Genomic DNA, 26,879 nt, shown 5'->3' on the forward strand with positions numbered 1-26,879 from the left:
CACGATCCAGGGGAGCTGCTCGCCCTTCCTCACACCAAGGTCAACACGCGGTTGATCAACAGTATTCCAAGATCATTCTGTTAGGAGTTCTTAGCTCGGAGCCCTCGACTTCTGATTCCTGCGGGCCATCGCGATCAGCTCGGCGTTGGTCTTGGCGATGCGGCCGTCGGGCATGTGCAGCGTGTCCTCCAGACCCATGCGCACGTGGTGTTCGAGCGTTGCGGCGTAGGTGAAGACGGTCCAGGCGTGCGCGTCCCTGCCGTGCAGCAGGATCGGCAGGCCGAGCGGTTCGACCTGCCGCAGCAGGGTTTCCGCGGTCTCCTTGGTCGCGGTGACGGTGATCCTCGCGATGCCCGGTGGCAGGTCGCCGAGGTCCGCCGGGGACTCCACGACCAGCTCGATGCCGACGTTGACCTGGTGCAGGGCCTGGGCGAGCTCGCGCCAACCCGGCTCGCCGACGTGGACGCTGGCAACGTCGGGGCGTCCGGCGGCGAGCGGCGCCCAGCTGGCGATCAACGTCGTGCGGTTGCCGGGGACGTCGGTGGACACGCTGATCTCGATGCCCGGCACGGCGGCCCTGACCGTCGCGATCGTCGTGGCCACCTCGGGGCCCACGAGCGTCGGCGCGCCGATGACGTCTCGCGGGTGCAGGTGCACCGAGGTGACGCCGAGCGCGGCGACGTCAGCGGCGTCCTCGGCGAGACGCTCGGGGGTCAGTGGCAGGGCCGGGTGCTCCTCGGCTGTGCGGGAGCCGTTCAGACAGGCTTGCAGCACATGTCATACGGTCCCACACAATCGGGCTCACCGCGTTGCTCCAACGGGTTTCACCGCCGTTCTGCGGGCTCGGTGATCAGGCACGAGAATCGGCTGTGATCGCCCCCACACACCGGAGGTCGGAAAGATCATGGCTGTCACCGTGAACCTCGACATGCTGCTCGACAAGGCTTACGAGAACCTCCCGCTCAACGAGATCCTGGACGCCCCGGTCGACGCGCTGCAGGGTGTGAGCCCCGGTGACGCGGAGAAGCTCAAGGCCGCGTTCAACATCAAGACCGTGCGTGATCTGGGCACCAACAAGTACTTCCGCGCCGCCGTCACGTTGCTGGACCTGGAGTCGACGGCCCGTTAAAGCGCGATTCGGTAGTGCACGAAGGGCGTCTTCTCCGCGACCTGGTCGTAGAGCCTGCGAGCAGTCTCGTTCCACTCGCTGGTGTGCCAGTAGACGCGGCAGCACCCGTGCTGTTTCGCCCATTCCGTCACCGCCTCGATGAGCGCGCGGCCGGCACCCCGGCCGCGCGCCTCGGGGGCGGTGAAGAGGTCCTGCAGGTAGCAGACGTCCGGGCCCGACGTGCTGGGGTGCCGGAGGAAGTGCGTGATGCCGACGATGGTGCCGCCGTCGCGGGCGCATAGAGCGTGGATGGTCTCGTCCGACAGGAACGCTTCCCACTTCTCGTCGTAGGTTTCCGCTGGCAGCGTGCGTTCGTAGAAGGTGTTGTAGCCCTCGAACAGCTCCTGCCACCGGTCGCGGTCCGCGGGGGTGAGCGGGCCGATCGCGATCATGTTGATCCTTTCCGTGTTCACCCGGTTGGATGACCTTCGTGTCGACGACCCTCACCACCGACCTGCTGCTGCACCGCGCGGGCACCAAGTCGTACTGGCGCGGCCTCACCTACCGCGACTCCGTGCAGTCCCTGCGGGTGCACAGCAGGCACGTGGCGGCTCGGGTGCGGGGCAGCGACGAGGCGGCGTACGCGGTGGAGCTGTCGTGGTCGGGCACGCACCTGGTGGGCGAGTGCAGCTGCCCGCACGGGTCGGAGGGCTTCTTCTGCAAGCACTGCGTCGCGGTCGGGCTGGTGCTGCTGGACCGGGGCGAGACCGTGCCGCCGCCCGACGCCGAGGACGTGGAACTGCGCGACGTGCTGAGAACCCTGCCCGCGGAGGTTCTGCGGGACCTGCTCTACGACCAGGCGGCGGGAGACCCGAAACTGCGGGCGCGGATCATGTCCGCGCGGTGATCTGCGTCTTGTGCCCCACCGCCTGATCCATCTCCAGCACCGATCCGTCGGTGAACACGAAGGCCTGGAAGTACCGCGGCCTCCCGAGGTCGTGTCCGAGGTGGACCTCCGGCAACGCGCGCAACGCCGACCTGTCCGCCTGCCACCACAGCACGTGGTTGTCCGAGTCGGCGACGTGCACGGCCGCGAGCCGGCGTTCCGTCAGGCACAACAGGGTCTTGCCGCGTCCGGCCACGAGGTGGTCCGCGAACCGCACGGCGAGCGCGCCGGGATGCTGCGCGACGACACGGCCGCACAGCGTCGGGTCGTACACCCACTCGTCGTCGAGGAACCGGCCTTCGCTCACCACGGTGCTCGGCAGCGGCAGCTTCGGCTTCTTCCGATCGGACTCCGGCACCTCGCCGAGCGGCTCGAACGGTGCGGTGAGCACGTCCCGCACCTGACCCAGCAGGTGTTTCTCGCACTCCCAGAACCACTCGATGGTCTCGCCGGGCGCAAGCCAGGGCACGCGGATCAGCTCCCGTTCGTGAAGCGCAGCATCGGATCGTGCGGGCCGTTCAGCGGGAAGTCGAAGCCCGATCCGTCCACGGCCAGAACGGCGCGCAGCACCGGCGTCTTCTCGTCCCGCCAGACCGGCTGGACGCTCGCGATCTGACCGCGTTCGAACTCGAACCCGGTCACGACCTCCGGCAGTTCGACGGGTTTGCCGGTGGAGCTGCCGGTCACCACTTCGAAGGCGCCGACGGCGAGACCGGACGCGAGACCGACGGTGGCGCTGCCGGCCAGGTGAGCGACGTTGCCCATGAACGACTTCTGCCCCTTGGCGAGCTGCGCCAGCGCGTCGGGCGTCGTCAGCCACGCCAGCCGCGCCGGCGTGAGCACCCACCAGCCCGGCACGCCGCTCCAGCCGGGCAACGACCGTCCGTGCCACGGCCGCACGGCGGAGACCGCGGCGCATTCCGGTGCCGGCCCGAAGACCTGCGGCTCGAAGGTCGGTTCCGGCACGTAACGCTCGGGCGGCTGATCACCGCTGACGGCCGCCGCCAGCGACACCGGTGCGAGCGCCACCATCGCCGCGCCCATCCCGACGGCGCGTGCCGCACGGGCGGCCAGGCCGCGCTGGGGGTTGCCCTTGCGATCCAACCCCGGCACCTCGTACGGCAGTTCCTTCAGCTGGCCCTCGCGCAGCCAGAGGATGCGTTCGCCAGGACGGCACCAGTGCTCCCGCACGGACAGCACAGCGGTCATCTGCGGTCACCTACTCGTAGTCGAAGCCACGGCGTTGCGCGTCCTTGCGTTCCTGCTCGGACTGCGGGACGCCCTCGGTCGCGGTCTCGTAGGACTTGTCGATCACGTGGTCGACCCCCATGTCGAACAGCGACCCGGTCAGCGAGCTGAACGCCGCCGTCGTCGGCCGCTGTCCGCTGAGGCCGACCAGCTTGAGTCCCTCCTGGGCGAGGTTCGCCGCCAGCGCGCTTTCGCCGGTCGCGTCCTTCATGAAGCGGTTCGCGGTCGTCGAGACGCCGTCGGCACCGGCCCGGCTGATGATCTTGCCACCCGGTCCGATGACGCCGTCGATCTGCCGGCCGACCGCCTTCTGCAACGGGCTGGTCAGCTTGTTGGCGACGTTGCTGTCGAAGATCTTGCCGCCGCGCAGGTCCCCGAACTTCTTCAGCAACCCCTCCGGCAGCCGTTTGCGGATCTTCTGCAGCAGTTCCTCGAGCCGCTTGACCAGCTTGAACAGCTCGCCCTGGAGTTTCTTGATCTTCATCGCGATCCGGCCGCCGGTGGCGCCCATGGTCGCGACCGTGCCACCTTCGGCGGCCACGACCGAGGCACCGGCGGTGATCCAGGACGCGGCCAGCGCGGCCAGCCACTCGACGATGAGCGTGATCACCATCTCGGTGATGATGTCGACGACCATCTCGACGAACATGTCGAAGAGGTCCGCGATGAGGTTGAGCGTCTCCTTGAGCTCCTTGATGTCCGCGGACAGCGCTTTCACGCCCTCCGTGAACTCCTTCATCTGGCCGCGGAACTTGTCGCCGGCGTCACCGCTCCACACACCGGAGGTCGACTCGGCCCGCTGGGCCTCCTTCTCGGCGACGCCGTCGAGCCACTCGCCGACCTTCACCCAGCCCTCGCCGGTGGCGCGCATCTGCTGCGGGTCACCGATCGCCCACTCCGCGAGCTCGACGAGCGGCGAGATCACCAGGGACACCAGGAAACCCAGGCCGTTGTTCAGGAACGCGTCGCCGGGGCTCGCGATCGTCTGGAGCAGCTCCGCCCTGTTCTTGATCATCTGGGCGGTCCAGGCCGGTGGGTCGTTCTGGTCGCGCAGATCGTTCGTCGCCATGACGTTGTCGGCGATCGAGCTGCCGCGGCCGGCGGCCTGTTCGAACCAGGTGCGGTGCTCCGGGTCGTTCGCGGAGTTGTTGAGGTCCGCGAGGGTGCCCGGTCCGTCCTTGGGCGCGGTCATGCGCCACTGCCCGCGAGGCCGTTGAAGACGTCGTGGAACGCCTTGTCCACTTCCTGGTAGGTCCTGGCGGTGTCCGCGACCTGCTCGCTGACGTGTTCGAGGTACTGCACGGCCTTGGTGGCCATGGTCTGACACTCCTGCAGGCTGTCGAAGTAGCCGCTGCTCAACCCGACCGCGTCACCGATCGGCCCGAAGCACTGGTCATCGACCCGCGCCTGCTCGAGCAGCTTCGCGAGCTCGCCGAACTTGCCGGCCAGGCTCTTCGAGCCCTCGCTGTACTGGGTGAGCGCGTCACCGCTGACGTGGAACTGGCTCATCGCTTCCCCCTCACCGCAGCACCGAGCCGCTGCCGAAGTCGTCGTCATCGTCCACCGGCGGCGCCGGCCTGCGCTGCGGCTGGACCGGAGGCTGGATGGGCGGCTGGATCGGCGGCGGTGGAGGCTGCCGCTGCAACACCGAGCCGCCGTACTCCTGCGCTGGTGGCGGCGGCTGTGGCACGTCGGGCCGGATCTGCAGGTTCTCTCCCGCGCCTGCGCCCATGGCGTCGCGGAACTGCTGCATGCGCTCGCCCAGCAACGGCGCCGCGGCCTCCTCCATCTGCGCGGCGGCGTTGGCCGTGGCCTGGCGGATCGCGCCGATGATCGCCTGTTGCAACGCGGTGTGCGAGCGGCTCATCGACTTCGGTTCCAGCCGCAGGTCGAGCACCGCACCCGACGGCGCGACGGTCACGGTCACGCCCTCGTCCGGCGCCTTGCCGACGCCGCGCATGGTCTTGATGGCTTCCTGAAGCTGCTTGGCCTTGTCCGCCTGCTCCTGGAAGGAGCGCATGGCAGCGGACAGCCGATCACCCGGCATGGTCACGGTTTACCCCCGACGATCACGTTCTCGGTGATCGAGCGTAGAGCACGCGGCCATTCGGCCGGGCGGGTTCGGACAGGTTGACCTGCAGTTTTGTTCGACTGGTCCGGTTCGTCGGATTCAGCGCGGCGACTACGACTTGGCCGTGGGACTGCTCCGGTCCGGCACGGGCCCGAGGAGACCGACGTACCAGCGGTCGTCGATCTTCGACACCACGATCCGCTCGTCAAAGCGGGACCTGTCGGCGTTCGTGCCCGTCACGTGGGCGTTGGCGAAGTCCGGCCCGAACTCCTGGGTGATGTCCAGCGACTCGACCACCAGGCCCTTGCCGCCGTGCTCGGCCAGGTAGCCGGCCGCGTCACCGCGCACGGGCTCGGCGATCATCTTGCGGAGCGCGGCCTCGTCCTCGTCGTTCATCGCGGCGAGATAGGTGTCGACGGCCGCTTTCGGGCTTTCCGCGCCGGTGCCGTCGCCACTCGCGCACGCCCCCAGCACCAGCATCATGGCCGATGCCAGAACCAAACGGGCAGGACGCACCGCGCCCCGCCCGTTCAACCCGACCCTCGTCATGAGTCCAGAGAAGCACACGGCGGCGAACGAACTCAGTTGCTCAGAGCGGCATCCCGTACGCATAAGCCACGAGGTTGACTCCGGGCAACGGCGCCCAGTCGCGTTCCGGCAGCCGCGTGAAACCCAGTCGCTCGTACAACCGGTGCGCCGCAGCCATCTTCTCCGAAGACGACAGCACGACCCGCTCCGCACCGGCGGCCCGCGCCCTGTCGATCACCGTGCGCACCAGGGCTTCGCCCACTCCCCGGCCGCGTGCTGACGCGGCGACCGAGAGCATGCGGAACTCCAGTTCGCCCGGCTGGGAGATCTCGGCGTAGGGCGTGCCGGGCAGCACGACCGTGACCGAGCCCAGCACCTCACCGGAGTCGTCCACGGCGACCAGCAGTTCGGCGTCGCGGAACCGGGACTGCGCGTCGGCGAGCGTGTCGGCGTAGTCGTCGGTGCCCTCCAGGTAGCCGTTGACGCGGTAGGCCTCGACCGTCACGGAGCCGACCGCGGGCAGGTCGGCCGCCGTCGCCGGGCGGATGTTCAGGTCAGCCATCTGACTCCTCTTCCCCGATGACGGCCACCTCCCGCGCCGCGTCCGGGCCCTGTTCCAGCAGGACGCGGAAGCCTGCCTCGTCGAGGACCGGGACCTTCAGGGAGATGGCCTTGTCGTACTTGGATCCTGGCGAGTCGCCGACGACCACGAAAGAGGTTTTCTTGGAGACCGAGCCGGCCGCCTTGCCGCCGCGGGCCAGGACGGACTCCTTCGCCGAGTCGCGGGAGAACTCCGTCAGCGAGCCCGTGACCACGATGGACAGGCCTTCGAGGTTGCGGGTGATGGACGCGTCGCGCTCGTCCTCCATCCGCACGCCCGCCGCCCGCCAGCGCTCCACAACGCCTTGGCGCCACTCGGTTTCCCGCCACTCCACGACCGCCGTCGCGATCGTCGGGCCCACGCCCTCGGCGCTGGCCAGCACCTCTTCCTCGGCCTCGAGGATCGCGTCCATCGAGCCGAACTGCTGCGCCAGCGCACGGGCGGCGGTCGGGCCGACGTGCCGGATCGACAGCGCGACCAGCACCCTCCACAGAGGACGCTCCTTGGCGGCTTCGAGGTTGTCGAGCAGCTTCACGGCGTTCGCGGACAGCTCGCCGTTCTTGGTCTTGAAGCGCTCGATCTGCTGCAGCGCCTCGGCGTCGAGGTCGAACAGGTCGGCCTCGTTCGTGTACACAGTGGACTCGGTGATCGCGGCGGCCGCCTCGTAGCCGAGCACCTCGATGTCCAGCGCGGCACGGGAAGCCAGGTACGCCAGCCGTTCACGCAACTGGCCGGGACACGTCTCCGCGTTGGGGCAGCGGATGTCGACGTCGCCCTCCTTCATCGCGCGCAGTTCGGCGTTGCACTCGGGGCAGCGCGTCGGCATGACGAACTCGCGCGCGTCGGCCGGTCGTGCGGCCAGCACCGGGCCCAGGACCTCGGGAATCACGTCGCCCGCCTTGCGGATGACGATCCGGTCGCCGATCAGCACGCCCTTGCGCTTGACCTCCGACCCGTTGTGCAGCGTGGCGCGCGCGACCGTGGAGCCGGCCACCTTCACCGGTTCCATCAGCGCGAACGGCGTGACGCGGCCGGTGCGGCCGACCTGGACCTGGATGTCCAGCAACGTCGTGGTGGCTTCCTCCGGCGGGTACTTGTACGCGATGGCCCACCGCGGCGCGCGCGACGTCGTGCCCAGGCGCCGTTGCAGCGACACCTCGTCGACCTTGATGACCACGCCGTCGATCTCGTGGACCGCGTCGTGCCGGTGCTCGCCCCAGAACTCGACGTGCTCGCGGATGGCCGCCGGATCGGTGAGCACCTTGGTGTGCTGCGAGACCGGCAGGCCCCACGACCTCAGCGCCTCGTACGCGAGCGACTGGCGGGCGACCTCGAAGCCCGCGGTCTTGCCGATGCCGTGGCAGATCATCCGCAGCTTGCGCGACGCGGTGACCTTCGGGTCCTTCTGCCTGAGCGAGCCCGCGGCGGTGTTGCGCGGGTTCGCGAACGGCGGCTTGCCCTGCTCGACCAGCGAGGCGTTCAGAGCGAGAAAGTCCTCGACCGCGAAGAAGACCTCGCCGCGCACCTCGACGAGGTCCGGCACCGGGTACTCGTCGGAGCCCTTGAGCGTGACGGGCACGTCCGCGATCGTGCGGACGTTCAGCGTGACGTCCTCGCCGGTGCGGCCGTCGCCACGGGTCAGCGCGCGCGTCAGCCTGCCCTTCTCGTACAGCAGGTTGATCGCGAGGCCGTCGATCTTCAGCTCGCACAGGAAGTGCGTGCCCTCGCCGACGTCCTTCTGCACGCGCTCGAACCAGGCCGTCAGCTCGTCCTGCGCGAAGACGTTGTCCAGGCTGAGCATGCGCTCCAGGTGGTCGACCGCCTTGAACTCGGTCGAGAACGTGCCGCCGACGAGCTGCGTCGGCGAGTCCGGTGTGGCCAGACCCGGATGTTCGGCCTCCAGTGCCTCCAACGCCTTGAGCAGCTTGTCGAACTCACCGTCGGTGACGATCGGGTCGTCCAGCACGTAGTAGCGGAACTGGTGCGAGCGCACCTCTTCCGCGAGCACGGCATGCCGCTCGCGCACCTCGGCGGGGACGTCTTCAAGGCTCTCGCTGGTCACGCCCGACAGCGTAGTAACGAGACGCCCTGGTGGCGCGAGAACACGGTGTGATGCGCGGTGTCGGATACACGCTGTTGTCCCTCGTGACCGGTTCGGTGCTGGTGTGGCTCGACTGGCACGCCGGCTCCGCGAATCCCGCCGTGCCGTTCACCCGCGCGGCCATGATCGTCATCGTGCTCCTGCTGACCGTGCTGCCGTGGGTGCTCGGGCCCGTGGCACCCCATCGCACGGCCCGGATCATCCGCACGGCCGGGTACGTCTCGATCTACGCGTTGCTCGCGGCGCTGACGGCGTTGTCGCGGTTCGCGGGCAGCCGCTTCGACCACTTCACGGCGTTCGACCAGGCCAACTGGGAAGCCGACATGCGCGGCGGGGCGGTGGTCGGCGCGGTGCTGATGATCGTGCTGATCGGCGGGTACGCCGTGGCGGTGCTGGCACTGACCTCGCAGCGGATGGCCGTGGAGCCCAGGACGTTGACCATCGGCACCGGATTGGGCCTCGCGCTGGCGTTGGCCGTGTACGCGTTCATGCCGGTCGGGAACACCTCCCACGCGTTCGTGCTGGCCTTTCTGCCGCCCGCCGCTTTGCTGGCCGCCGGTGTCCTGGCGCGCCAGGGCGTCATCGCCGGTCTGTGCGCGGGTGGTGCCGCGGCGCTGCTGCTCGCCACGCTGACCATCGCCACGATGGTGCTGCTCCCGGGTCAGGTCGACCTGGAGTGGGCGAACCCCGATCCGTCCGTGCCTCACGGCACGCTGTTCGAACTGCAGATGAGCGTGGGCGACGCGGCCGTCCGGTATCAGCTCGGACTGCTGCTGGGTCCCCTCGCCGGGCTCGCGATCGGGTTCCTCGGCAGTTCCTTCACTCGACCTCGGCGAGTGTCCGGACCAGCGAACGCAGCTCCAGCAGGCTGATCGTGCCCTCCGGCTCCAGCTGAGCGGTTTCCACGCGCCGCAACCGCTCCCCCGCCAGCCGTTCGCCGAGCGTGACGTCCAGCGGCAGGAACGTCATCGTCTGCCGCTGCTGTTCGGTCAGCTCGGACAGCGCCGGGTGGTAGACCGCGACGTCGACGACGTCACCGTCCACCTGGGCCACCACGCGGTAGTCGCCGAGCCGCATCCTGACCTCGCCGAGGTTGATGACGACCTCGGCCGGGTCGGGCACCGGCGGCACCGAGTCGTGGAACTCCCACACCATGTCCGTCGGCGGCGCGGCCTTGATCCACGCGTCGGTGTAGGGCCGCAGCCGCGGGTCCTCCTGACCGGTGATCACCAGCGCGTACATGGCCAGGTGACCCTGTTCGAGCGAGAACGTCAGGTCCGGGTGCAGACCGGCGACGAGCGCCTGCAGTTCGTCCTCGACGCGGTGCGGCTCGCCGTCTCCGAGTGCCGCGCTCACCACCGGGACCAGCTCGAACCACCGCTCCCAGAAGCGCTGGGCGGCTTCCCCGGCGTTCGGCAGGTGAGCTTGGGCTTGGGTGATGTCTTCGGCTTTGCGGCGGCGGAACCACTTCATTCGCTCAAGCGTAGAGCTTGCGTCCGTCTGCCAGCATTTCGACGAACTGGGCGATCCGCTTCTGGCGTGTCTCCGGCCGTTTCGCGTCGTGGATGCGCAGCAGGATGGCGTACCGGTTCTGGCTGTTCAGGCCCTCGAAGGCGATCTTGGCCTTGTCGTTGGCCTTGAGCGCCTCGATGAGGTCGTCGGGCACCTCGATGGTCGCCGGGCCCGCGTACGCCGCGTCCCAACGTCCGTCGGCTTTGGCCCTCTCGATCTCCTTCAGACCCGCCGGCAGCATCCTGCCCTGGGCGATCAGCTCCTCGACCTTGCCGCAGTTGCGCTTGGACCACCTGCTGCGCGCCTTCCTCGGCGTCCACCGCTGCGAGTAGTAGGTCTCGTCGATCGACCGCACCAGCCCGTCGATCCACCCGTGGCACAGCGCGATGTCCAGCGCCTGGTCGTAGGTGATCGTCTTGAGCCCCGACCCCTTCTTGGCGTACTTCATCCACAGCTCGGTCTCGGTCGCACCGTTCTCGTGCAGCCACGCGTCGAACTCGGCGGGATCCTCGAAGAAGATCAACGCACCCTCCTCAGGCAGAGCGTCATCTCCTCATAGGGAACACCGAGTTCGGCCTCCGCGGGACAACTTTCTTTCTCGATGCCGACCACCTGCACGTTCACCCGCGGCGCCGCACAGTCGAACTTGGACACGACGGACCTCTGGAGATCCTCGGTGTCCAACTCGAAACAGTCGCCCCGCGCGGCGTTGGGCAACAAGCACAGCGCCGCGTTGTGCCTGGTGTCGCGCAGCACCTTGTACTCACCGCGCGGACACTCCCCGCTGGTGCTGGCCAGGATGGTGCCGACCTTCAACGCGGCCCGCTCGCCCCCGCAGTCGACGACCGTCAGCCCCAGATCGTCCTCGCCGGGCCCGGTGAACTTCACACAGCTGCCTTTTTCCGCCTTCGAGTAGTCCGTGAGGAAAAGGGACTCCGCTGTCTTCGGCACCGCTTCGTCTCCGTCGCTCAGGAGCCACCACAGCACCCCGTAAGCCAGCAAGGCGAGCACGGACACCATCACGGTCTGTCGCACGACCACGCCGCGGATTATGGCGTCGAAAACTCGGTGGCGCGCGGTGACCGGCTTGGCCACAGTGCGCGTCATGCTGATCCGGCGGGAGACACCCGCAGACATCGACGCCATCCGCACCGTCACGAACCTCGCGTTCAAGAACGGCCCCGAAGCTCTGCTGATCGACCGGTTGCGGGAGGACGAGGGCTGGATTCCGGAACTGTCCCTGGTCGCGGACGGCGTGCTGGGGCACGTCGTGTGCACGCGCGGGTACATCGGCGATACGCCCGCTCTGGGGCTCGGGCCGATCAGCGTGCGCCCGGATCATCAGCGAGCGGGGATGGGTTCAGCGTTGATGCACGCCGTTCTCGGCGCGGCGGAGGCTCGCGGTGAGCGCGCCGTGATCCTGCTCGGCAGCCCGGTCTACTACCCGCGGTTCGGCTTCCGGCCGGCCTCGGAGTTCGGGATCACCCCGCCGGTTCCCGAGTGGGAGCCGCACTTCCAGGCCCGGCTGTTCGCGGACGTTCCGGCGGGGGCGTTCCGGTACGCGGAGCCGTTCAACCGACTGTGACGACCGTGCCTTCGGCCTTGCGCGCGTAGATCGTGCCATCGGGTTGGGCGGACACGGTGTCGATGAAGCGGTTGTCGCTCAACGGTTCCCAGCCGGTTCCGAGGCGGTGTGGGCGGCCGTTCAGCAACGTGTAGAGGCCGACCGTCCCATCAGGACGGAGCACCGCTTCGGGGGAGCTGTCGACGCCTGCCGCGACTTCGCGCCACGTGCCGGCCTCGTTGACCATGAGCTTGGTGCCCGAGCGGATGTACACGGTGATCGACCCATCCGGGTGAACGATCGCGGAGGGCTTGCCTACTGCGAACCCAGGCGGGCTCATCGGGACGGCGGACCTGCCAGCGAACCCCGGCGAGCTCGTCGGAATCGATCCGGATTGCCAGGCCCCCTGGGGGGATCCGGCCCCCATCCCAATCATCGCAGAGGGGTCTGACAATTCCGCGACGCTCCCATCCGCCATCACCGCGTACAGCACGACCGTCCCATCAGGACGAGGAACGGCCTCCGGATCTCCCCCAACCCCCGAAGCCACCGGCCGCCACACCCCATCGGCCAGCGCCATCACCACACCCCGATCGGTCCGGGCGAACACGAACCGCCCCGCCACCGACGGCCGGCCGACGAAGGAGCCGGATGTGCTCAGCCGAGAGTCGCCCCAGACATCGCCGTCCTCCACCACGTAAACCGCACCACCCACGACCTCCGGCCCACCCTGCCAAGCCTGCCGCAGCAAGAACGAAGCCCGCGACAGAGCCAGGTCGTACCGCTCCGGACAACAAGACCGCTGCACCTCGTCCGCGAGCAACCCCGAAGTCAGCTCGGGCCGGTCCACCCGAACCGCGCGCTCGAAGAACCGTCGCGCCGCATACGACACGTCCATGATCTCCGCAGGCGTGCCCCACCCCATCGAGGGCCGTTGCTGGAACACGCCGAGAGAGTCGGCGTCGCCGCAGTCGAGGTTGTTCATGTGCGACTCGACCCACCCGGCCTCGAACCCGGCGAGCATCACCTTGTCGCTCACGCCCAGAGAAAGACCAACGGCGTGCACGACGCGGATGACGTCCGCGTCGTGCACGCCGGGAACTCGGCAGGAGACGTTCAACGGCAGGGCCTCAGCCGTACCGGCCGTCAGCAGCAGGAAGACCAGCGCGAGCCTGAGCACAAGTCCGAATTGGACACCCAGGCCCGCGCCGGCGCCACTCAGCTGGAAGCGATCAGCGAGAAGCCGAGCACGCCCGTCGCCGTGAAGTCGATGGCGGGCTCGGAACTCGGCCACGAGCGCAGGTCGTCGGCGAACACGGACTTCGCCGAGTCGAACTCCTTCGTGTACGGCTTGGTGCACGCCACCGAACCCTCCGGCATCTCGCCGAGGTCCTCGAACAGCGTGGCGTCGTTCGGGCCGTTGATCACCGCGCCGACCAGCACCTTCGAGCCGCCGTTGATCGAACCCGACAGGTTCGCGGCCTGGTGGTGCGGGCACTCCGGGAACTTCGCGCCGACGCCGACGATCAGCGAGGTGCCCCAGGCGTTGGTGCCGAGGGCGAAGCCGCGCTGCTGCGTGCCGAACGTCCGGTACTGCGTGGAGCCGGTCACCTTCTCGTACAGGGCGGCCGTGGTGATGAAGCCGAACGTGCGCGAGCCGACGTCCCACGTCTCGACGTTCGCGGCGGTGCGGAAGGGCGAGGTCAGAGCAGCATCGGCGCCCTGCTGCAGCTGACGCTTGATGTCACCGACGATCTGCGACTCGGTCACCTCGGCTCCGGGCACGCCCTTCTTCAGCAACCCGGCGAGGTCGGCGTGGCCGAGCGCGGAGATGTTGTAGACGTTCAACGTGTCGGGGTCCTGGGTCGCCAGGAACTCCTTGGCCCAGTGCGCGGCGGCGCGCGCGAATTGGTTGTAGCGCTTGTCGTTCAACGCCTTCGCGGCCAGCGCGAGCTGGGTCGCGCCGAACTCCATGTCGTCGGTCCAGGAGCCCTCGGGGTAGTACGCGTGCGGGAACGCCGTCACGAGTTCGCCGACGTCGGAAGTCTTGGCCAGCGCGAACAAGGACGCGGCCTTGTTCAGGTACTCGCACGCCAGACGGGGGTTGCGCCGAGCCTCGATCTGCGCCGCCAGGGCGAACGAACCGGCGACGCGGCCGACCAGGTTCGGGCTGATCTTCTCGCCTGGCTTGTTCGCCCGGAACGCGGGCCTGTACTTGATGTAGTACTGGCTGTCGCCCGGCTTCACGTCGAGCTTGTCGTCCGCCTCCGGCAGGCGCCACACGTCGTGGTCGCCGACGAACCCGAACTCCTCGGAGCCCGTGCCGATGCCGACCTGCGCGTACAGAACGCCGGACTTCTCGTCCCACGCCTTGTCGAGCCACTTCAGGCCGAACTTCGCCTCGTCGTACAGCGCATCGTTGTGCTTGTTGCGCAACGCCAGCAGCATCGACGCGGTCGAGTACGACGAGGCGTGCGTGAACTTCACGAAGTCACCCGCGTCGAACCAGCCGCCTTCGAGGTCGACCTTCGTGCCCGTGGCCTTCAACGGCGCCGCGATCTCGTCGCCGCCCTCGCCCTTGAACACCGGCTCCTCGTAAACCATGGCCGAGCGGTCGGTGAGGTGCGCGGGCTTGCGGTTCAACCGCCCCGGGATGACGGACGCGCCGTCGCGCTGAGCCTGGAAGAACTCGACGGTGCTGTTCGCGACCGGCTGGAACAACCTCGAAAGAGAGTCGATCTTGAAGGACGTCGAGGTCGTCGAGCCGACCTTGATCCGGTACGTGCCGGCGGTCTTGAGAGCCGAGAAGTCGATCGGGTGCACCGAGGGGAACTTGTCGCTCCAGGCTCCCGTCGACGCGCCGGTCTTCCCGGTCAGCACGGTCTTGCCGCGGCTGTCGACAACGGTGAACTTGGTGTTCGCGGCACCACCGAGCACGTACGCGTGCTTCGCCTCGGTGGTGCCGAAACCGATCTGGTCCAGCCTGATGTGTCCGGTGGGGGCCGCCTGAGCAGGCGCCACGACCACACCTGTGAGCACTGCGGCGACGAGAGCCGCACGTCTGATGCGCATGAGGGGAACTCCCGGTCCAGGCCTCGACGGACGGCCTACGGTTAAGAAAGTTTCCTAATAGTCGCCGCAGACTAGCCGCCCAAACCGGACATCACCAGCCCTCTGGAGGTTCCGAAAAGGCCGAGGAGAGATCACGGGTCAGCGACAGCGAACGCTTGACCCAGCTCGACGTCGCCCCGGCCAGACCGCACGTCGGCGTGGGCAGTGCCTTGTCCGCGAGAATCGACCGCGGGAAGCCCAGCCGGTCGACCAGGGTGAACGCCCGCTGCCCGACCTCCTTCAACGTCACGGGCGCGCCGGGGTCGACGCTCGGCACCAGGCCCAGCGCCAGCGTCGTACCCGCCTCCCATGTCTCACCGATCTCGTCGAGGGCCTCTGCCCCCTTGATCAACGTCAGGTCGAACGCAATCGCTTGCGCGCCCGCCTCCCTGAGCAGCGTCAACGGCGGCTGCGGCGCGCAGCAGTGGACCATCACCTCGTAGTCCTTCAACGCCTCGATCACGGTCGCGAGCACCCCGCGGGCGTCCGGTTCGGGAACGGCGGCCACGGTGCCGAGCTTCGACGGCGTCGGCAGCAGGCCCTGCAGCACAGCGGGCAGCCCCGGTTCGTCGAGCTGCACGACGACCTTCGCCTTGGTGCGCTTGGCGACCTCGGCGGCGTGCAGCTTCAGCCCCTCGGCGAGTGACTCGGAGAACTCCTTCACGGCACCGCGGTCCGTGAGCACCCGATGGCCGCGCATCAGCTCGATGTTCGACATCAGCGTCCACGGCCCGACCGCCTGCACCTTCACCACCGAAGGCTGCGCACCCGCCCGTTCCAGCGCCTCGTCGAACGCGTCCAGGTCGCCGCGCAGCAGATCGACAGCGCGGCGGTGGTCACGGCCGGGACGCGGGTTCACGCGATACCCGGACGTGACGACCTCGATCGCGAGGTCGACGAGCAGGCCGGCGGTGCGGCCGATCATGTCCGCGCCAACTCCCCGCGCAGGCAGCTCCGGGACGTGCGGCAGCTCAGGCAGCTCTCCGACGACGACGCGCGCCGCCTCGTCGATGTCGGTTCCGGGCAGCGATCCGATTCCAGTGGCTCCACGCACCCGCCGAATTGTTCCACTGTCCTGAAGACAAGAAAGGTCTAGACCCATTGACGCTGTGGTCTAGGCCACTTACCGTGATTGAGCAGGTGCTGAGCGTGTGAGCACCTCCCTGTACGTGGGTGGGAACGCGACGCGCCCCGCGTTCCCACCCGCGCCCTTCCACCCTGCCGGGAAGGACCCGCCCGATGGCCCGCTTCGCCCTTTTCGCCGCCGGGGCCGCCACTGCGTTAGTGGCCGGACTCGTCGCCATCGCTCCCGCTTCCGCCGCCGGCGAATCCGCCGTCTTCAGCCAGGACTCGACCTGGGGCTCCGGCTACCAGGGCAAGTACACGATCACCGCGGGCACGACCGCGCTGGCCGGCTGGAAGCTCGAGTTCGACCTCGCCGGAGCCACCATGGGCTCCTACTGGGACGCCACGCTGACCAGCAGCGGCACCCACCACACGTTCACCAACCGCGAGTACAACGGCAACGTCTCCGCCGGTGCCTCGACGAGCTTCGGCTTCCTGGTGAGCGGTTCCGCAGTGCCGGCCAACTGCAAGCTCAACGGCGTCCCGTGCGGCGGTGGGACGCCCACCACCACTACGACCACGCCCTCCACCACAACGACGTCCGACGTGCCACCGACGCCCGGTAGCGCACGCGTCGCGCCGTACATCGACATCACAATGCCGACGCCGTCACTGGTCGAGGTGGCCAACGCGACCGGCCAGAAACACTTCACGCTCGCGTTCGCCCTGGGTTCCTCGGCCGGCTGCGTGCCGGCGTGGGGCGGCACGGTCGCGTTGAACGACAGCCGCATCGTGAACGACGCCAAAGCCCTGAAGGCGCAGGGCGGCAGCGTGATCGTGGCGACCGGCGGCGCCATGGGCCCGTACCTGGAGCACGTCTGCTCAACCGCTGACGCCCTGTACAACGCCTACGTGGCCACGCTGGACGCCGTGGGCTCGAACAGCATCGACGTGGACGTGGAAGCCACGATCCCGCAGTCGATCGTCAACACGGCGCTGAAGCGGCTGCAGGACACCCGCGGCACGACCGTCAGCTACACGATGCGAATCCAGGGCCAGGACTACGGCATGGACCCGTACTCAGTCGACGTGTTGAAGGACGCGGCCGCCAAGGGCGTCACCGTGCTGGTGAACCCGATGCTGATGAACTTCGGCTACACGGGCAACTGGGGCGACGCGATGGTCGCCGCCTCCAACGCCACCCTGGGGCAGATGCGCGCCATCTGGCCATCGAAGTCCGACGCGCAACTCAAAGCGTTGCTGGGCCTCACGCCCATGATCGGACGCAACGACACGGGCCCGACGACGACCCAGGCCGACGCGCGCAAGGTCGTCGACTACGCGAAGGCCAACCACGTCGGACGGATCGCGTTCTGGTCCGCCGGCCGTGACAACGGGTCGTGCCCAGGAGGCGGAGTTTCGCCCACGTGCAGTGGAATCTCCCAGGCCAACTGGGAATTCACGAACATGTTCAAGACCTACACGGGCTGATTCACCCTGCGGAGCAAAGGCCGGCGCGGGATCTTCCGTCCCCACGCCGGCCTTTGTTCGTTCGTCCGAGGCCTCTAACAGCCGCTGCAGCACCCGCAGCCCGGACCCGTGCACGAGCCGCAGCAAGAGCATCCAGCCATGATGACCACCTCCGATGTTGAGCGATCAAGCATTCGGACAGTAAGGCGCGATCAACTCGGCGTGACACCACCTTCAGAGTGATTACGCTGCCACGAATGAATGGTCCTGCTGAGATGTTGGCCGCCGACAAGGCCTCGACCGCGCTCGGCATCGCGCCGGTCGAGCTGCGCGACGGCTACGCGTTGCTGCGCATGACGGTCGCCGAGAACATGATCAACGGCCACGGCATCGCGCACGGCGGCTACGTCTTCCTGCTGGCGGACACGGCGTTCGCCTGCGCCTGCAACAGGGCCGGGTCCGTCACCGTCGCCGCCACGGCCGAGATCGACTTCATCAAGCCCGTGCACGAGGGTGACGAGCTGGTGGCGGAGGCGGTGGAACGGACCCGGTTCGGCCGCAGCGGGATCTACGACATCACGGTCAGGCGAGGGACTGAGACCGTGGCCGAGTTCCGGGGTCGGTCACGGACCCTGCGCGCCTGAGGCCGACGAACTGCAGTGCGGCGAAGGCGAACACGGCCAGCGCCTGCGTCAGCACCAGTCCCACGCCCGCGCCGGTGAGCGGGAACCACTTCAGCTCGGCCGTGAGAATGCTGTCGATCCCCCACACCGCGTTGCCGATGATGATGAGCAGCACCATTCGCCGGTCCGGGACCGCGCGCATTCCGAGTGAGAACACGCCTGCCCCGTACACCACGAAGAAAACACCGACCCCGATCAGCCAGCCGGTCGGAAGCCCGATTTCCGGGCGAACGAGGAGCGCCAGCACGCCCATCGTGAACGAAGCGACACCATCGAGTTTCAAGGCGAATTTCAACATGGCCTGACGATCGCCGGTTCAACGCTGCCAGAACCACGTCAAGCGCTGCCAACTCCTGCCATCAGGTCCGCCGCGACCAGCCGCGCGGCCGCGTTCTGCCAGTTGTGCAGCGTCCGCTCGGGCACCTGCGTCACGAACCACTGCAGCGCGCGCCGATCCTCGGCGTCGAGGTCCTCGCGTTTCGTCCGCACCGAATACGGCCGGATTCCCTTGACGTAGTAGAAGTACAGGGCGTTGTAGTAACGCCACTCGTCACTGGTCCCGAAATCGCCGTCGACCGGCTTGAGTCGTTGAATGCTCGTCAGCAGCATGCTTTTCAGCTGCGCGGCCCGGTCGAGCGGTGGCGCCTCGTCCGTCAAAGCGATCAACGGGCTGGCCACCAGCTTGCCCAGGTCCCCGTAGTGGCTCAACGCCTTGCGCGTCAGCCGTGCGAACTCGGCCTCGTCCTCGGTCACCAGCGGCCGCCGCTTGGGCAACGACTCCGCGGCCTCCCGCAGCTCGGCCCGTTGCGCCGCCACCCCGGGCACCGCCAGCCGGTCCACCACCGACGCGAGCGGGTTCGCGAGCACCTGCACCGCGATCGCCGCCGCGACCGTCGTGTACGCGAGCATCTGAGGGCCACCGAAAAGAACCACCTGCGACCCGAACAGCACCGCCGTGAACCCGGCGATCACGAACGACCGCAGCATGTCCGCGCGGATCGCCTCGCCTTCCTCGACCGCGTCGGTGACCGCGATGAGGATCCCGAACACCACCAGGTCGAAGCCGATCGAAGGCAACGTGATCGCGTCTGGCAGAAGTTGCAGCAGGAAGGCGGCAGCAGACAGCCCGAACATCACTCCGACGAGTGAAAAGTACGCGCGTTTCCTTATGGCGAGCACCGTCGACACGGCCAAAGGGAGCAGCACGACCCACGGCATCCAGAACGAGGCCGCCAGGACGACCGGCAACCCGATCGACCACCACCTGATCAACTCGGGCCGCGAGAGCAACAAGATCGCGCCCGTCCAGGCCAGCGCGGGTACCCCGATCACCACGGGATGAGGCACGACGACCGCCACCGAATAGCCGAGCAGCCCCGCCCCCGCCCACCACAGCAGAACCTTGCGCGGATCACGGGCGAGCAGGTACAGCCCCAGCCACCAGGCGAGGCCCGAGACCAGCAGCGATAGGCCGAACACAGGTCAAAGCTAGCCCTACCTGCAAAACTAATCTGCATGCCGGTAGAGCGGACGCTGCACAAAGCGGCCGAGGAGCTGCGCCGAGGTGACCTCGCGGGCGTGCTCAGCGCACGTCAGCGCGTCGCAGGACTCGTCGGCACCTACCCGCACCGCCTGGATCTCCGCGAGCGCCTCGCCGAGGTCTACCGCGTGCTCGGCCAGCCGGCCCAGGCCGGACGCTGGACCTATCTCTCCGACGACCGCGACCCGGTGGAGACGCAGGCCTTCGAGCGCGCCTACCGCCAGGCCCAGGCCCGCCTGGTGGCGCTGTGCTGGCAGGGCCGCGTGGACGAGGCCCCCACCGAGACCGCCCGAACCCGACTGGCCTCCCTCTACCTCGAGGCACGCATCGAGCTGCAGCACGAACTGGACGCCACCCCGCACCAGGAAACGTCCTGGGGCGCCTGCCTGATCGTCATGGTCGGCGGCACCTTCGTTCTGGTCTGCTTTCTCCTGGGCCTCGTCACCCTCGTCCAGTTCTTGTGGAGACTGGTCTCATGAGAACGCTGTCGCACTACGTCCGCCGCACCCCCACCATGCACGTCACAGTGGACGGCCGCGCCCTCCTGCTCAAGCTGGAGCACCTCCAGCTCACCGGCTCCTTCAAGCTCCGGGGCGCCGTCAACAAGCTCCTCGCCCTGAACGCCTCCGAGGTGGTCACCGCCTCAGGCGGCAACCACGGCATCGCGGTCGCCCAAGCCGCCCAGCTGCTGGGCGCGCACGCCACGGTCTTCGTCCCGGTCACCGCTCCCGAGACCAAGACGAAGCGCATCGAAGCGTTGGGCGCCAAGCTGATCGGCCACGGCAACACCTACGCCGAAGCCGCACTGGCCGCCAGGGACCTGGGCCTGCCGTACATCGAGGCCTACAACGACGCCACCGTCATCGAGGGCCAGTCCACCGTCACCCGGGAGATCGTCGAGGACGTGCCCGAAGCGGACACGATCGCCATCGCGGTGGGCGGCGGCGGCTTGATCGCGGGCGCCGCGCTGGCCTCCGGCGGCCGTCACATCATCGCCGTGGAACCCGAACACTGCTGCGCCATGCACAACGCCCTGAAGGCGGGCACACCAGTCGACTCCGAGGTCAACTCCGTCGCCGCCGACGCCCTGGGCGCCACCCGGGCAGGCGACCTGTCGCTGGAAATCCTCAAGCAGCACAACGTCACGTCGGTGCTGGTGTCCGATGAGGACATTCTCGCCGCCCGCGACCGACTCTGGGCGGACTTCCGCCTGGCGGTGGAACCGGCCGGTGCCGCGGCCTTCGCCGCGTTCCTCCAGGGCGACGTGCCGGGCGAACTGCCCTGCGTCGTCCTCTGTGGAGCCAACTCGGAGTGGCAGCCCCGCTGACTCAAGCCGAGGCGCGGCACACCGTGACAACCGAACGGGACAGCGAAGTGATCGGCCCACGCTCCCAGTCCCCGAACTGTCCCTCGGCCACGAACCCGGCCTCGGCCAGAAACCCGTTCAACTCCTCGACCTCGAGGAACCGCAACGAAGCCCGATCGCAGCGCACCACCTCACCACCACGCGACGTCGACTCGGCGAACGTCACCACCCCGTCCTCGACGGACTCGATGCGGTAGGTGATCGTCAGGTCGTCGATCTCGAAGTCGGACTGCGCCCACCGCTCCCACTCGCGCGCACCCGGATATCGCGTGTCGAACGCGAACCTGCCACCCGGCCGGAGCGCGGTCCTGATGGCGCGCAAGGACTCCCGGAGATCTTCGTCGGTCACGAAGCACTGGAACGCGTTGCTGGACATGACCGCGAGATCGAACTCACCTTGCCAGCGCATGCCAGAAGCCTTGCCAGGCACCCACTCGACGCCACCGCGGGCGCGGCCTCGGGCGCGCTCCAACGCGGCCAGGTCAGGATCCACCCCGACAAGACGCCCGGCATGGCCGCGTTCCCGTGCGGAGATCAGCATCTGCCCGGTACCGCACCCGACGTCCAGCACATCGCGAGCCTCGTCGACCAGGGGATCGTAGAAGTCCGCGTCCGCGCCCTTCCACGGGTTGAGCCTGTCGTAGAGCGCCGCGTTGTCGGCGTCGGTGAAGGTCACGCCCTCGACGCTAGTGCTCCGGACAACCGAATTAGCTGGTGGCGTCGATCGTCGCGCTGGCCAGCACGATGTCGCCCGCCGCGTCCTCGCGGTAGATCGCCACGGCCTGCCCGGGAGCCACGCCCTTCAACGGCTCGCGCAACTGGACCTGCAGCACGCCGTCGACCAGTTCCGCCACCGCAGGCGCCGTGCCACCGTGCGCGCGCACCTGCGCCACACACTCGACAGGCCCGTCCAACTCCACGTGCGCAACGGGCGAGGAAGCGGAAATCCCCGTCACCGCAAGCTTCTCGACGGCTCCGACACGCACGTTCCCGGACACCGGCTCCAACGCCAGCACGTACCGAGGACGGCCATCCGCGGCAGGCCCGTCGATCCCGAGCCCCTTGCGCTGCCCGACGGTGAACTCGTGCACACCCGCGTGGCGGCCGAGCACGGCACCGGTCTCGTCGTCGATCAGCAGGCCCGGCTTGGTGTCCATGCGGCCCGCCAGGAACTTCTGCGTGTCCCCGTCGGGAATGAAGCAGATGTCGTGCGAGTCCGGCTTCTTCGCCACCGACAGCCCGCGCGAGGCGGCCTCGACCCGGACGAGCTCCTTCGTGGTGTCCCCCAACGGGAACATCGCGTGCGCGAGCTGGTCGGCCGTCAGGGAGGCCAGCACGTAGGACTGGTCCTTGCCCAGGTCGGCCGACCGGCGCAGCTCCGGCCGTCCGTCCACCAGGGCCAGCCGCGCGTAGTGGCCGGTGCAGACGGCGTCGAAGCCGAGAGCGATCGCCTTGTCCAGCAACGCCTCGAACTTGATCCGCTCGTTGCACCGCAGGCACGGGTTGGGCGTGCGCCCGGCCGCGTACTCGGCGACGAAGTCCTCCACGACCTCTTCGGTGAACCGCTCCGCGAAGTCCCAGACGTAGAACGGAATCCCCATCAGGTCGGCCGCGCGACGCGCGTCGTGCGCGTCCTCGATCGTGCAGCACCCGCGGGCACCGGTCCTCAGGGTGCCGGGCTTGGCCGACAAAGCCAGGTGGACACCAGTGACGTCGTGTCCCGCTTCGACGGCTCGTGCCGCCGCCACCGCGGAGTCGACACCGCCGCTCATCGCCGCGAGGACCTTCACTGCTTGACCACCTTCCGGGAACGCCTCATGCCTGCCAGACCTGCCGTACGCGCGCGCTCGACCACCGGGCCGATCACCGCCGCGAGTTTTTCAACGTCGGCGTGCGTCGACGTATGCCCCAACGAGAAACGCAAAGATCCACGCGCCAACGCCGGTTCCACACCCATCGCCAGCAACACGTGCGAAGGCTGCGCGACACCGGCCGTGCACGCGGAGCCCGTCGAGCACTCGACACCACGCGCGTCGAGCAGCATCAGCAGGCTGTCGCCCTCGCAGCCGGGGAACGTCAGGTGCGCGTTGCCGGGCAGCCGGTCGACCGGGTCGCCGTTGACGATCACGTCCGGCACCACCGCGCGCACCGACGCGATCAGCTCCTCGCGCAACGCGACCAGCTCGGCGGCGCGAGCGGCCTGCTCGTCCACCGCGATCCGCACCGCGCGCGCCAGCCCGACGATCGACGGCACGTCCAGAGTGCCGGACCGCACGTCCCGCTCCTGACCGCCACCGTGCATCAGCGGCGCGCACTTCACGTCACGAGCCAGCAGCAGCACGCCGACGCCGTAGGGACCGCCGACCTTGTGACCGGTCATCGTCAGCGCGGAAGCACCGGAGGCGGCGAAGTCGACCGGCACCGCGCCCACGGCCTGCACCGCGTCCGTGTGGAACGGCACACCGCGTGCGGCACAAGCGGCAGCGATGTCGTGCACCGGGTTGATGGTGCCGACCTCGTTGTTGGCCCACATCGTCGTGACGAGCGCGACGTCGTCGTCCAGGGCGTCAGCGACCGACGACGCCGACACGCGGCCGAAGCGGTCGGTCGGCAGCCAGGTGACCTCGGCGCCCCGCTGCTCCAGCCACTCGACGGCGTCGAGCACCGCGTGGTGCTCGACGGCCGAGGCCAGGACCCGGCGCTTGCCGGAAGCCCAGTAGATGCCCTTGACCGCGAGGTTGTCGCTCTCCGTGCCGCCACCGGTGAACAGCACCTCGGACGGCCGGGCGCCCAGGGCGTCGGCGATGGTCTCGCGGGCCTCCTCGATCGCACGCCGCGCCCGCCTGCCGGAGGTGTGCAGCGACGAGGCGTTGCCCGTCGTGGACAACGCCTCGGTCATCGCCGCGACCGCCTCGGGGTGCATGGGGGTCGTGGCCGCGTGGTCGAGATAAGCCATCAGGGCTCAAGGGTAGCCCGCATGCGGGGTCCGGTCAGAATCGCTCCCACCACGGCCAACGCCGCCATCGAGAGGTTCAGCACCACGACGCCCGCGGTCGGCGCGGTGGCCACCACCACGACACCGCCGAGTCCGATCATGGTCGCGGAGAAGACCATGTCCGAGATCTGCAGCGCCGCGGAGTTGAACCCGCGGTCTTCCTCGGGAGACGCGGCCATCATCAGCACGCCGACGCTGGACGTCGCCATGCCCATGCCTGCTCCCGCGACGGCCCACAGGACCGGCGTCAGCCAGGCGGGACCCCACGCGGGTGCGATGAGCGTCACGGCGGCCATGCCGGTCGCGGTGAACAGGAAACCGGCCCGCACGAGGGCGTAGCGCTCGATCTTGGGGTGCCTCGACGCCCACATCGACGCGCCGGCCCAGCCGAGCGCGCTCAGGGTCAGCGGGATGCCCGACTCCAGCGGCGAGTAGCCGTGCACGACGGTCAGCGTGAGCGGGATGAAGCCCTCGACCGCGAAGAACGTGCCCGCCAGCAGACCACGCGCCAGGATCGTGACCGGCAGACCGCGCCGGGCGACCAGCGTGCCCTTCGGCAGCAGGATCCGCAGCGCCGGTGCCAGCAGCAGCAACGCCACCGCGAGCAGCCACCACGTGCGGTGCTGCAGCGCCCAGCTCAGGCTCGCCACGCCGAGGCCGACCGCCGCCGCCGCGACGGGCAGGTACTTGCGTTGCGGCGGGGTCGCGTCGTGCGGAGGCAGCTTCTTGAGCACGGGAACGAGCAGCACGCTGCCGAACAGCACCAGCGGCACGATCCCGAGGAACACCAGGCGCCAGCTCACGTGCTCGGTCGCCCAGCCCGCGATCGCCGGGCCCACCAGCGACGGCACCACCCACGCCGCGGACAGCGCGCCGAACACGGCGGGCCGGTCGCTCTCGGGGTAAGCGATCGCGATCAGCACGTAGACCGCGACGATCAAGAAGCCCACGCCGAAGCCCTGCAGCACGCGGCCGACGAGCAACACGGTCATGGTCTCGGCGATGCCCGCGACGACCAGCCCGGCGAGGAACAGCACCACGCCGACCAGCACCGCGGGCTTCGGTCCCCGCCGGTCGGAGAGCCGTCCGGAGAAGACCGTCGCGATGACGCTCGCCGCGAGGTTCGCGAGGAACGGCCACGCGTAGAGCGCCTCGCCCTTGAGCTCGCGGACCATGGTGGGCATCGCCGTGCCGACGCCCATCGCCTCGAAGGCGAAGAGCGTGACCAGCAGGAGGATGCCCGTCGTGGGCCAGCGGCGGTCAGGCGACCAGAGGCGAGACGGGGCGGGCGCGGTGAGAGTCACCCGTAGATGGTGCTATCTCCAGTTCGGTCGAGGTCAAGCGGTTTGACTGTTCCTCGGCGAGTCTCGCCAGTTCCCTGCGGGTCGCCGCGCGGCCGGGAGCGATCTCGTCGAGCACGTGCACCTCGACGACGAGATCCTTGACCTTGAGCACCCGCCGGATCGAGTCGACGAGCGAGTCGCTGCCGATGAACGCGGGCTGCGTGGTGACGTGGTCGCCGATCCGGTAGCGCAGCACGATCGGCCGCACCGGCACGCCGGCGTCGAGCGCGGCCTGGAACAGCGCCGGCTTGTAGCGCCCGGACGCGAGCCCGCACCACGTCGTGCCCTCGGCGTGGATGCCGACCGCGCTGCCGTTGCGCAGGCTCGTCGCCAGCTCGCTCACGGCCTGCGGCAACTCGCGCAGCTTCTCGCGGTCGAGGTAGACCGTGCCCGCCGCCGTGATGATCCTGCCGAGCACGGGCCAGCCCTTGATGTCCTTCTTGGCCACGAGCCGGATCGGCTGCACCGCGTCGATCGCGAGCTCGTCCAGCCAGGACACGTGGTTGCTCGCGACCAGCACGCCGCGCTTCGGGATCTCCTGGAACCTCCTGGCGCCGTGCACCCGCAGCCTGACCCCGAACGCCCGCAGCACCGCGTGGAACCAGAGGCGGATGGCGTTCTCCCGCTGTTTGGCCGGCAGCAGCAGAGCGACAGCGATCCACACACCGCACAGCAGCGCCGCGATCGCCGTGACAGCCCGCCAGGCCTGCCTGAACGCGCTGACCTGACCCGGTGTGCCGCTGACGCACCCGTCACCGCAGGGCGAGGCGGGCATCCAGGCGTGACTCATGCTGTCTCCCCCAGGAAGAACTTGAGATAGCGCTGGTCGATGTGGTCCATGCCGAGCAGGATGAAGAGGTCGGCGACCCCGAAGTCCGCGTCGAGCGCGGGCCGTCCGCAGATCCAGGCGCCGAGCCGCAGGTAGCCCTTCAGCAGCGGCGGCATGACGGTCTTGGCCGGCCGCACGATCTGGTCGACGTCCCACGGGTTGTGCGGCGTGACGCGGTACTGCTCGGGCGCGTAGTGCTTGGCCTGCACCGTGTCCCACACACCGGCCGCGAAGCTGCCACCGTCCTGCAACGGGATCGACGCGCACCCGACGAGCCACTTGTGGCCGCTCAGCAGCATGTACCGCGCGATGCCCGCCCACACGAGGCTGACGACAGCGCCGTTGCGGTGGTCGGGGTGCACGCAGGAGCGCCCGGTCTCGACCGTCGTGTGGCGGATGTCCTTGAGGTTGCTCAGGTCGAACTCGCCGTCGCTGTAGAGCCGCCCGGCTTCCTTCGCCCGCTCCGGCGGCAGCATGCGGTAGCCGCCGACGATCTCGCCGGTGCGGTCGTCGCGCACCACCAGGTGGTCGCAGTGCTGGTCGAACTCGTCGACGTCGTGGCCGGGCACGCTGGTGTGCAGCGTCGCCCCCATCTCACCGGCGAACACCTCGTAGCGCAGTCTCTGCGCGGCGACGACTTCCTCGCTGTCGCGGGCGACGAGCAGCGAGTAGCGGGGAGCGTCCTCGTCCTGCTGGACGGGGGTGCTGACAAGCAGTTCCGGCTGCGTCATGCGAACCAGGGTGAAGCCGGGTTGGCGAATGACAGCAGGTCAGAACGATGACCGGTCAGTGGCAGTC

The 26,879-nt window shown here is 68.8% G+C and carries 32 protein-coding genes; 8 read left to right on the forward strand and 24 right to left on the reverse strand.

Annotated elements, in window-relative coordinates; translation table 11 throughout:
• Window positions 1-90: 90 nt before the first annotated feature.
• A complete protein-coding gene (locus ABZ345_RS25770) occupies window positions 91-774 on the reverse strand; it encodes a 3-keto-5-aminohexanoate cleavage protein (protein WP_359853649.1) in 684 nt (227 codons plus the stop codon).
• A gap of 130 nt (window positions 775-904) precedes the next feature.
• On the opposite strand from ABZ345_RS25770, the gene ABZ345_RS25775 reads away from it, so the two are divergent.
• Window positions 905-1,129: a hypothetical protein gene (locus tag ABZ345_RS25775; RefSeq protein WP_359853652.1), complete on the forward strand. Its 225-nt coding sequence runs from the start codon at window positions 905-907 to the stop codon at window positions 1,127-1,129.
• On the opposite strand, the gene ABZ345_RS25780 is transcribed toward ABZ345_RS25775, so the two are convergent.
• Complete coding sequence (locus ABZ345_RS25780; RefSeq protein ID WP_359854150.1) at window positions 1,126-1,560, reverse strand: GNAT family N-acetyltransferase; 435 nt, start codon at window positions 1,558-1,560, stop codon at window positions 1,126-1,128. The two genes, ABZ345_RS25775 and ABZ345_RS25780, sit on opposite strands and share 4 nt — an antisense overlap.
• A gap of 38 nt (window positions 1,561-1,598) precedes the next feature.
• Here ABZ345_RS25780 and ABZ345_RS25785 point away from each other — a divergent pair, with 38 nt between their 5' ends.
• A complete protein-coding gene (locus ABZ345_RS25785; RefSeq protein WP_359853655.1) occupies window positions 1,599-2,015 on the forward strand; it encodes a hypothetical protein in 417 nt (138 codons plus the stop codon).
• Here ABZ345_RS25785 and ABZ345_RS25790 read toward each other — a convergent pair.
• The 8 genes from ABZ345_RS25790 to ligA form a co-directional block, all read right to left on the reverse strand.
• Window positions 1,999-2,523: a hypothetical protein gene (locus ABZ345_RS25790; RefSeq protein ID WP_359853657.1), complete on the reverse strand. Its 525-nt coding sequence runs from the start codon at window positions 2,521-2,523 to the stop codon at window positions 1,999-2,001. The genes ABZ345_RS25785 and ABZ345_RS25790 overlap by 17 nt on opposite strands.
• 5 nt (window positions 2,524-2,528) lie before the next feature.
• Window positions 2,529-3,263 carry a hypothetical protein gene (locus tag ABZ345_RS25795; RefSeq protein ID WP_359853660.1) on the reverse strand — a complete coding sequence of 245 codons (735 nt, stop codon included), beginning with the start codon at window positions 3,261-3,263 and terminating at the stop codon, window positions 2,529-2,531.
• A 10-nt stretch (window positions 3,264-3,273) separates the two neighbouring features.
• Window positions 3,274-4,494 (reverse strand): hypothetical protein, encoded by a 1,221-nt coding sequence (locus tag ABZ345_RS25800; protein WP_359853662.1) that lies wholly within the window; start codon window positions 4,492-4,494, stop codon window positions 3,274-3,276.
• Window positions 4,491-4,811, reverse strand: coding sequence for a hypothetical protein (locus tag ABZ345_RS25805; RefSeq protein ID WP_359853665.1), 321 nt, complete (start codon window positions 4,809-4,811; stop codon window positions 4,491-4,493). Before ABZ345_RS25805 ends, ABZ345_RS25800 begins: the two co-directional genes overlap by 4 nt.
• 10 nt (window positions 4,812-4,821) lie before the next feature.
• Window positions 4,822-5,349 carry a YbaB/EbfC family nucleoid-associated protein gene (locus ABZ345_RS25810; RefSeq protein ID WP_359853668.1) on the reverse strand — a complete coding sequence of 176 codons (528 nt, stop codon included), beginning with the start codon at window positions 5,347-5,349 and terminating at the stop codon, window positions 4,822-4,824.
• A gap of 135 nt (window positions 5,350-5,484) precedes the next feature.
• Window positions 5,485-5,922 (reverse strand): hypothetical protein, encoded by a 438-nt coding sequence (locus ABZ345_RS25815; RefSeq protein ID WP_359853670.1) that lies wholly within the window; start codon window positions 5,920-5,922, stop codon window positions 5,485-5,487.
• A 40-nt stretch (window positions 5,923-5,962) separates the two neighbouring features.
• The gene (locus ABZ345_RS25820) at window positions 5,963-6,463 is read right to left on the reverse strand and encodes a GNAT family N-acetyltransferase (protein WP_359853673.1); all 501 of its coding nucleotides are present in this window, start codon (window positions 6,461-6,463) and stop codon (window positions 5,963-5,965) included.
• A complete protein-coding gene (ligA, locus tag ABZ345_RS25825) occupies window positions 6,456-8,573 on the reverse strand; it encodes an NAD-dependent DNA ligase LigA (RefSeq protein ID WP_359854153.1) in 2,118 nt (705 codons plus the stop codon). Before ligA ends, ABZ345_RS25820 begins: the two co-directional genes overlap by 8 nt.
• A gap of 41 nt (window positions 8,574-8,614) precedes the next feature.
• On the opposite strand from ligA, the gene ABZ345_RS25830 reads away from it, so the two are divergent.
• Window positions 8,615-9,475, forward strand: coding sequence for a hypothetical protein (locus ABZ345_RS25830; RefSeq protein ID WP_359853675.1), 861 nt, complete (start codon window positions 8,615-8,617; stop codon window positions 9,473-9,475).
• Here the strand turns inward: ABZ345_RS25830 and ABZ345_RS25835 are convergent.
• Genes ABZ345_RS25835 through ABZ345_RS25845 form a run of 3 tightly spaced genes read right to left on the reverse strand, consistent with a single transcriptional unit; the run spans window position 9,423 to window position 11,222 of the window.
• The gene (locus ABZ345_RS25835; RefSeq protein WP_359853677.1) at window positions 9,423-10,076 is read right to left on the reverse strand and encodes a hypothetical protein; all 654 of its coding nucleotides are present in this window, start codon (window positions 10,074-10,076) and stop codon (window positions 9,423-9,425) included. The two genes, ABZ345_RS25830 and ABZ345_RS25835, sit on opposite strands and share 53 nt — an antisense overlap.
• A 4-nt stretch (window positions 10,077-10,080) precedes the next feature.
• Entirely contained in the window at window positions 10,081-10,638 is a 558-nt protein-coding gene (locus ABZ345_RS25840) for a YdeI/OmpD-associated family protein (protein WP_359853680.1), read from the reverse strand.
• A complete protein-coding gene (locus ABZ345_RS25845) occupies window positions 10,635-11,222 on the reverse strand; it encodes a hypothetical protein (protein WP_359853683.1) in 588 nt (195 codons plus the stop codon). The genes ABZ345_RS25840 and ABZ345_RS25845 overlap by 4 nt, the downstream gene beginning before the upstream one ends.
• On the opposite strand from ABZ345_RS25845, the gene ABZ345_RS25850 reads away from it, so the two are divergent.
• Window positions 11,221-11,700 carry an N-acetyltransferase gene (locus ABZ345_RS25850; RefSeq protein ID WP_359853686.1) on the forward strand — a complete coding sequence of 160 codons (480 nt, stop codon included), beginning with the start codon at window positions 11,221-11,223 and terminating at the stop codon, window positions 11,698-11,700. The two genes, ABZ345_RS25845 and ABZ345_RS25850, sit on opposite strands and share 2 nt — an antisense overlap.
• On the opposite strand, the gene ABZ345_RS25855 is transcribed toward ABZ345_RS25850, so the two are convergent.
• The 3 genes from ABZ345_RS25855 to ABZ345_RS25865 all read right to left on the reverse strand — a co-directional run bounded on the left by ABZ345_RS25855 (window position 11,687) and on the right by ABZ345_RS25865 (window position 15,844).
• Entirely contained in the window at window positions 11,687-12,859 is a 1,173-nt protein-coding gene (locus tag ABZ345_RS25855; protein ID WP_359853688.1) for a hypothetical protein, read from the reverse strand. The two genes, ABZ345_RS25850 and ABZ345_RS25855, sit on opposite strands and share 14 nt — an antisense overlap.
• Before the next feature lie 38 nt (window positions 12,860-12,897).
• A complete protein-coding gene (locus ABZ345_RS25860) occupies window positions 12,898-14,751 on the reverse strand; it encodes a glycoside hydrolase family 9 protein (RefSeq protein ID WP_359853691.1) in 1,854 nt (617 codons plus the stop codon).
• Window positions 14,752-14,842: 91 nt separating this feature from the next.
• Window positions 14,843-15,844 (reverse strand): methionine synthase, encoded by a 1,002-nt coding sequence (locus ABZ345_RS25865; RefSeq protein ID WP_359853694.1) that lies wholly within the window; start codon window positions 15,842-15,844, stop codon window positions 14,843-14,845.
• A 185-nt stretch (window positions 15,845-16,029) separates the two neighbouring features.
• Here ABZ345_RS25865 and ABZ345_RS25870 point away from each other — a divergent pair, with 185 nt between their 5' ends.
• Together ABZ345_RS25870 and paaI are read left to right on the forward strand one after the other, a co-directional pair.
• Window positions 16,030-17,346, forward strand: a complete 1,317-nt coding sequence (locus ABZ345_RS25870) for a cellulose binding domain-containing protein (RefSeq protein ID WP_359853697.1) — start codon at window positions 16,030-16,032, stop codon at window positions 17,344-17,346.
• A gap of 236 nt (window positions 17,347-17,582) precedes the next feature.
• Window positions 17,583-17,969, forward strand: coding sequence for a hydroxyphenylacetyl-CoA thioesterase PaaI (gene paaI / locus ABZ345_RS25875; RefSeq protein WP_359853700.1), 387 nt, complete (start codon window positions 17,583-17,585; stop codon window positions 17,967-17,969).
• Here paaI and ABZ345_RS25880 read toward each other — a convergent pair.
• Together ABZ345_RS25880 and ABZ345_RS25885 are read right to left on the reverse strand one after the other, a co-directional pair.
• Window positions 17,908-18,306 carry a hypothetical protein gene (locus ABZ345_RS25880; protein ID WP_359853703.1) on the reverse strand — a complete coding sequence of 133 codons (399 nt, stop codon included), beginning with the start codon at window positions 18,304-18,306 and terminating at the stop codon, window positions 17,908-17,910. The genes paaI and ABZ345_RS25880 overlap by 62 nt on opposite strands.
• A gap of 38 nt (window positions 18,307-18,344) precedes the next feature.
• Window positions 18,345-19,487 carry a hypothetical protein gene (locus ABZ345_RS25885; protein ID WP_359853706.1) on the reverse strand — a complete coding sequence of 381 codons (1,143 nt, stop codon included), beginning with the start codon at window positions 19,485-19,487 and terminating at the stop codon, window positions 18,345-18,347.
• A gap of 36 nt (window positions 19,488-19,523) precedes the next feature.
• Here ABZ345_RS25885 and ABZ345_RS25890 point away from each other — a divergent pair, with 36 nt between their 5' ends.
• Together ABZ345_RS25890 and ABZ345_RS25895 are read left to right on the forward strand one after the other, a co-directional pair.
• A complete protein-coding gene (locus ABZ345_RS25890) occupies window positions 19,524-20,027 on the forward strand; it encodes a DUF6584 family protein (protein WP_359853709.1) in 504 nt (167 codons plus the stop codon).
• On the forward strand, window positions 20,024-20,875 hold the full coding sequence (locus ABZ345_RS25895; RefSeq protein ID WP_359853712.1) for a serine/threonine dehydratase: 852 nt from the start codon (window positions 20,024-20,026) through the stop codon (window positions 20,873-20,875). The genes ABZ345_RS25890 and ABZ345_RS25895 overlap by 4 nt, the downstream gene beginning before the upstream one ends.
• A 1-nt stretch (window position 20,876) precedes the next feature.
• Here ABZ345_RS25895 and ABZ345_RS25900 read toward each other — a convergent pair whose 3' ends face one another.
• Genes ABZ345_RS25900 through ABZ345_RS25925 form a run of 6 tightly spaced genes read right to left on the reverse strand, consistent with a single transcriptional unit; the run spans window position 20,877 to window position 26,812 of the window.
• Complete coding sequence (locus tag ABZ345_RS25900) at window positions 20,877-21,590, reverse strand: class I SAM-dependent methyltransferase (protein WP_359853715.1); 714 nt, start codon at window positions 21,588-21,590, stop codon at window positions 20,877-20,879.
• 31 nt (window positions 21,591-21,621) lie between these two features.
• The gene (mnmA, locus tag ABZ345_RS25905) at window positions 21,622-22,704 is read right to left on the reverse strand and encodes a tRNA 2-thiouridine(34) synthase MnmA (protein WP_359853718.1); all 1,083 of its coding nucleotides are present in this window, start codon (window positions 22,702-22,704) and stop codon (window positions 21,622-21,624) included.
• A complete protein-coding gene (locus tag ABZ345_RS25910; RefSeq protein WP_359853721.1) occupies window positions 22,701-23,870 on the reverse strand; it encodes a cysteine desulfurase family protein in 1,170 nt (389 codons plus the stop codon). The genes mnmA and ABZ345_RS25910 overlap by 4 nt, the downstream gene beginning before the upstream one ends.
• Window positions 23,870-25,213: an MFS transporter gene (locus ABZ345_RS25915; RefSeq protein ID WP_359853724.1), complete on the reverse strand. Its 1,344-nt coding sequence runs from the start codon at window positions 25,211-25,213 to the stop codon at window positions 23,870-23,872. Before ABZ345_RS25915 ends, ABZ345_RS25910 begins: the two co-directional genes overlap by 1 nt.
• Window positions 25,170-26,042, reverse strand: coding sequence for a lysophospholipid acyltransferase family protein (locus ABZ345_RS25920; RefSeq protein WP_359853726.1), 873 nt, complete (start codon window positions 26,040-26,042; stop codon window positions 25,170-25,172). Before ABZ345_RS25920 ends, ABZ345_RS25915 begins: the two co-directional genes overlap by 44 nt.
• Complete coding sequence (locus tag ABZ345_RS25925; RefSeq protein ID WP_359853728.1) at window positions 26,039-26,812, reverse strand: GNAT family N-acyltransferase; 774 nt, start codon at window positions 26,810-26,812, stop codon at window positions 26,039-26,041. Before ABZ345_RS25925 ends, ABZ345_RS25920 begins: the two co-directional genes overlap by 4 nt.
• Window positions 26,813-26,879: the final 67 nt, after the last annotated feature.

It is taken from the genome of Lentzea sp. NPDC005914 (assembly GCF_040629405.1).
Lineage (GTDB): Bacteria > Actinomycetota > Actinomycetes > Mycobacteriales > Pseudonocardiaceae > Lentzea.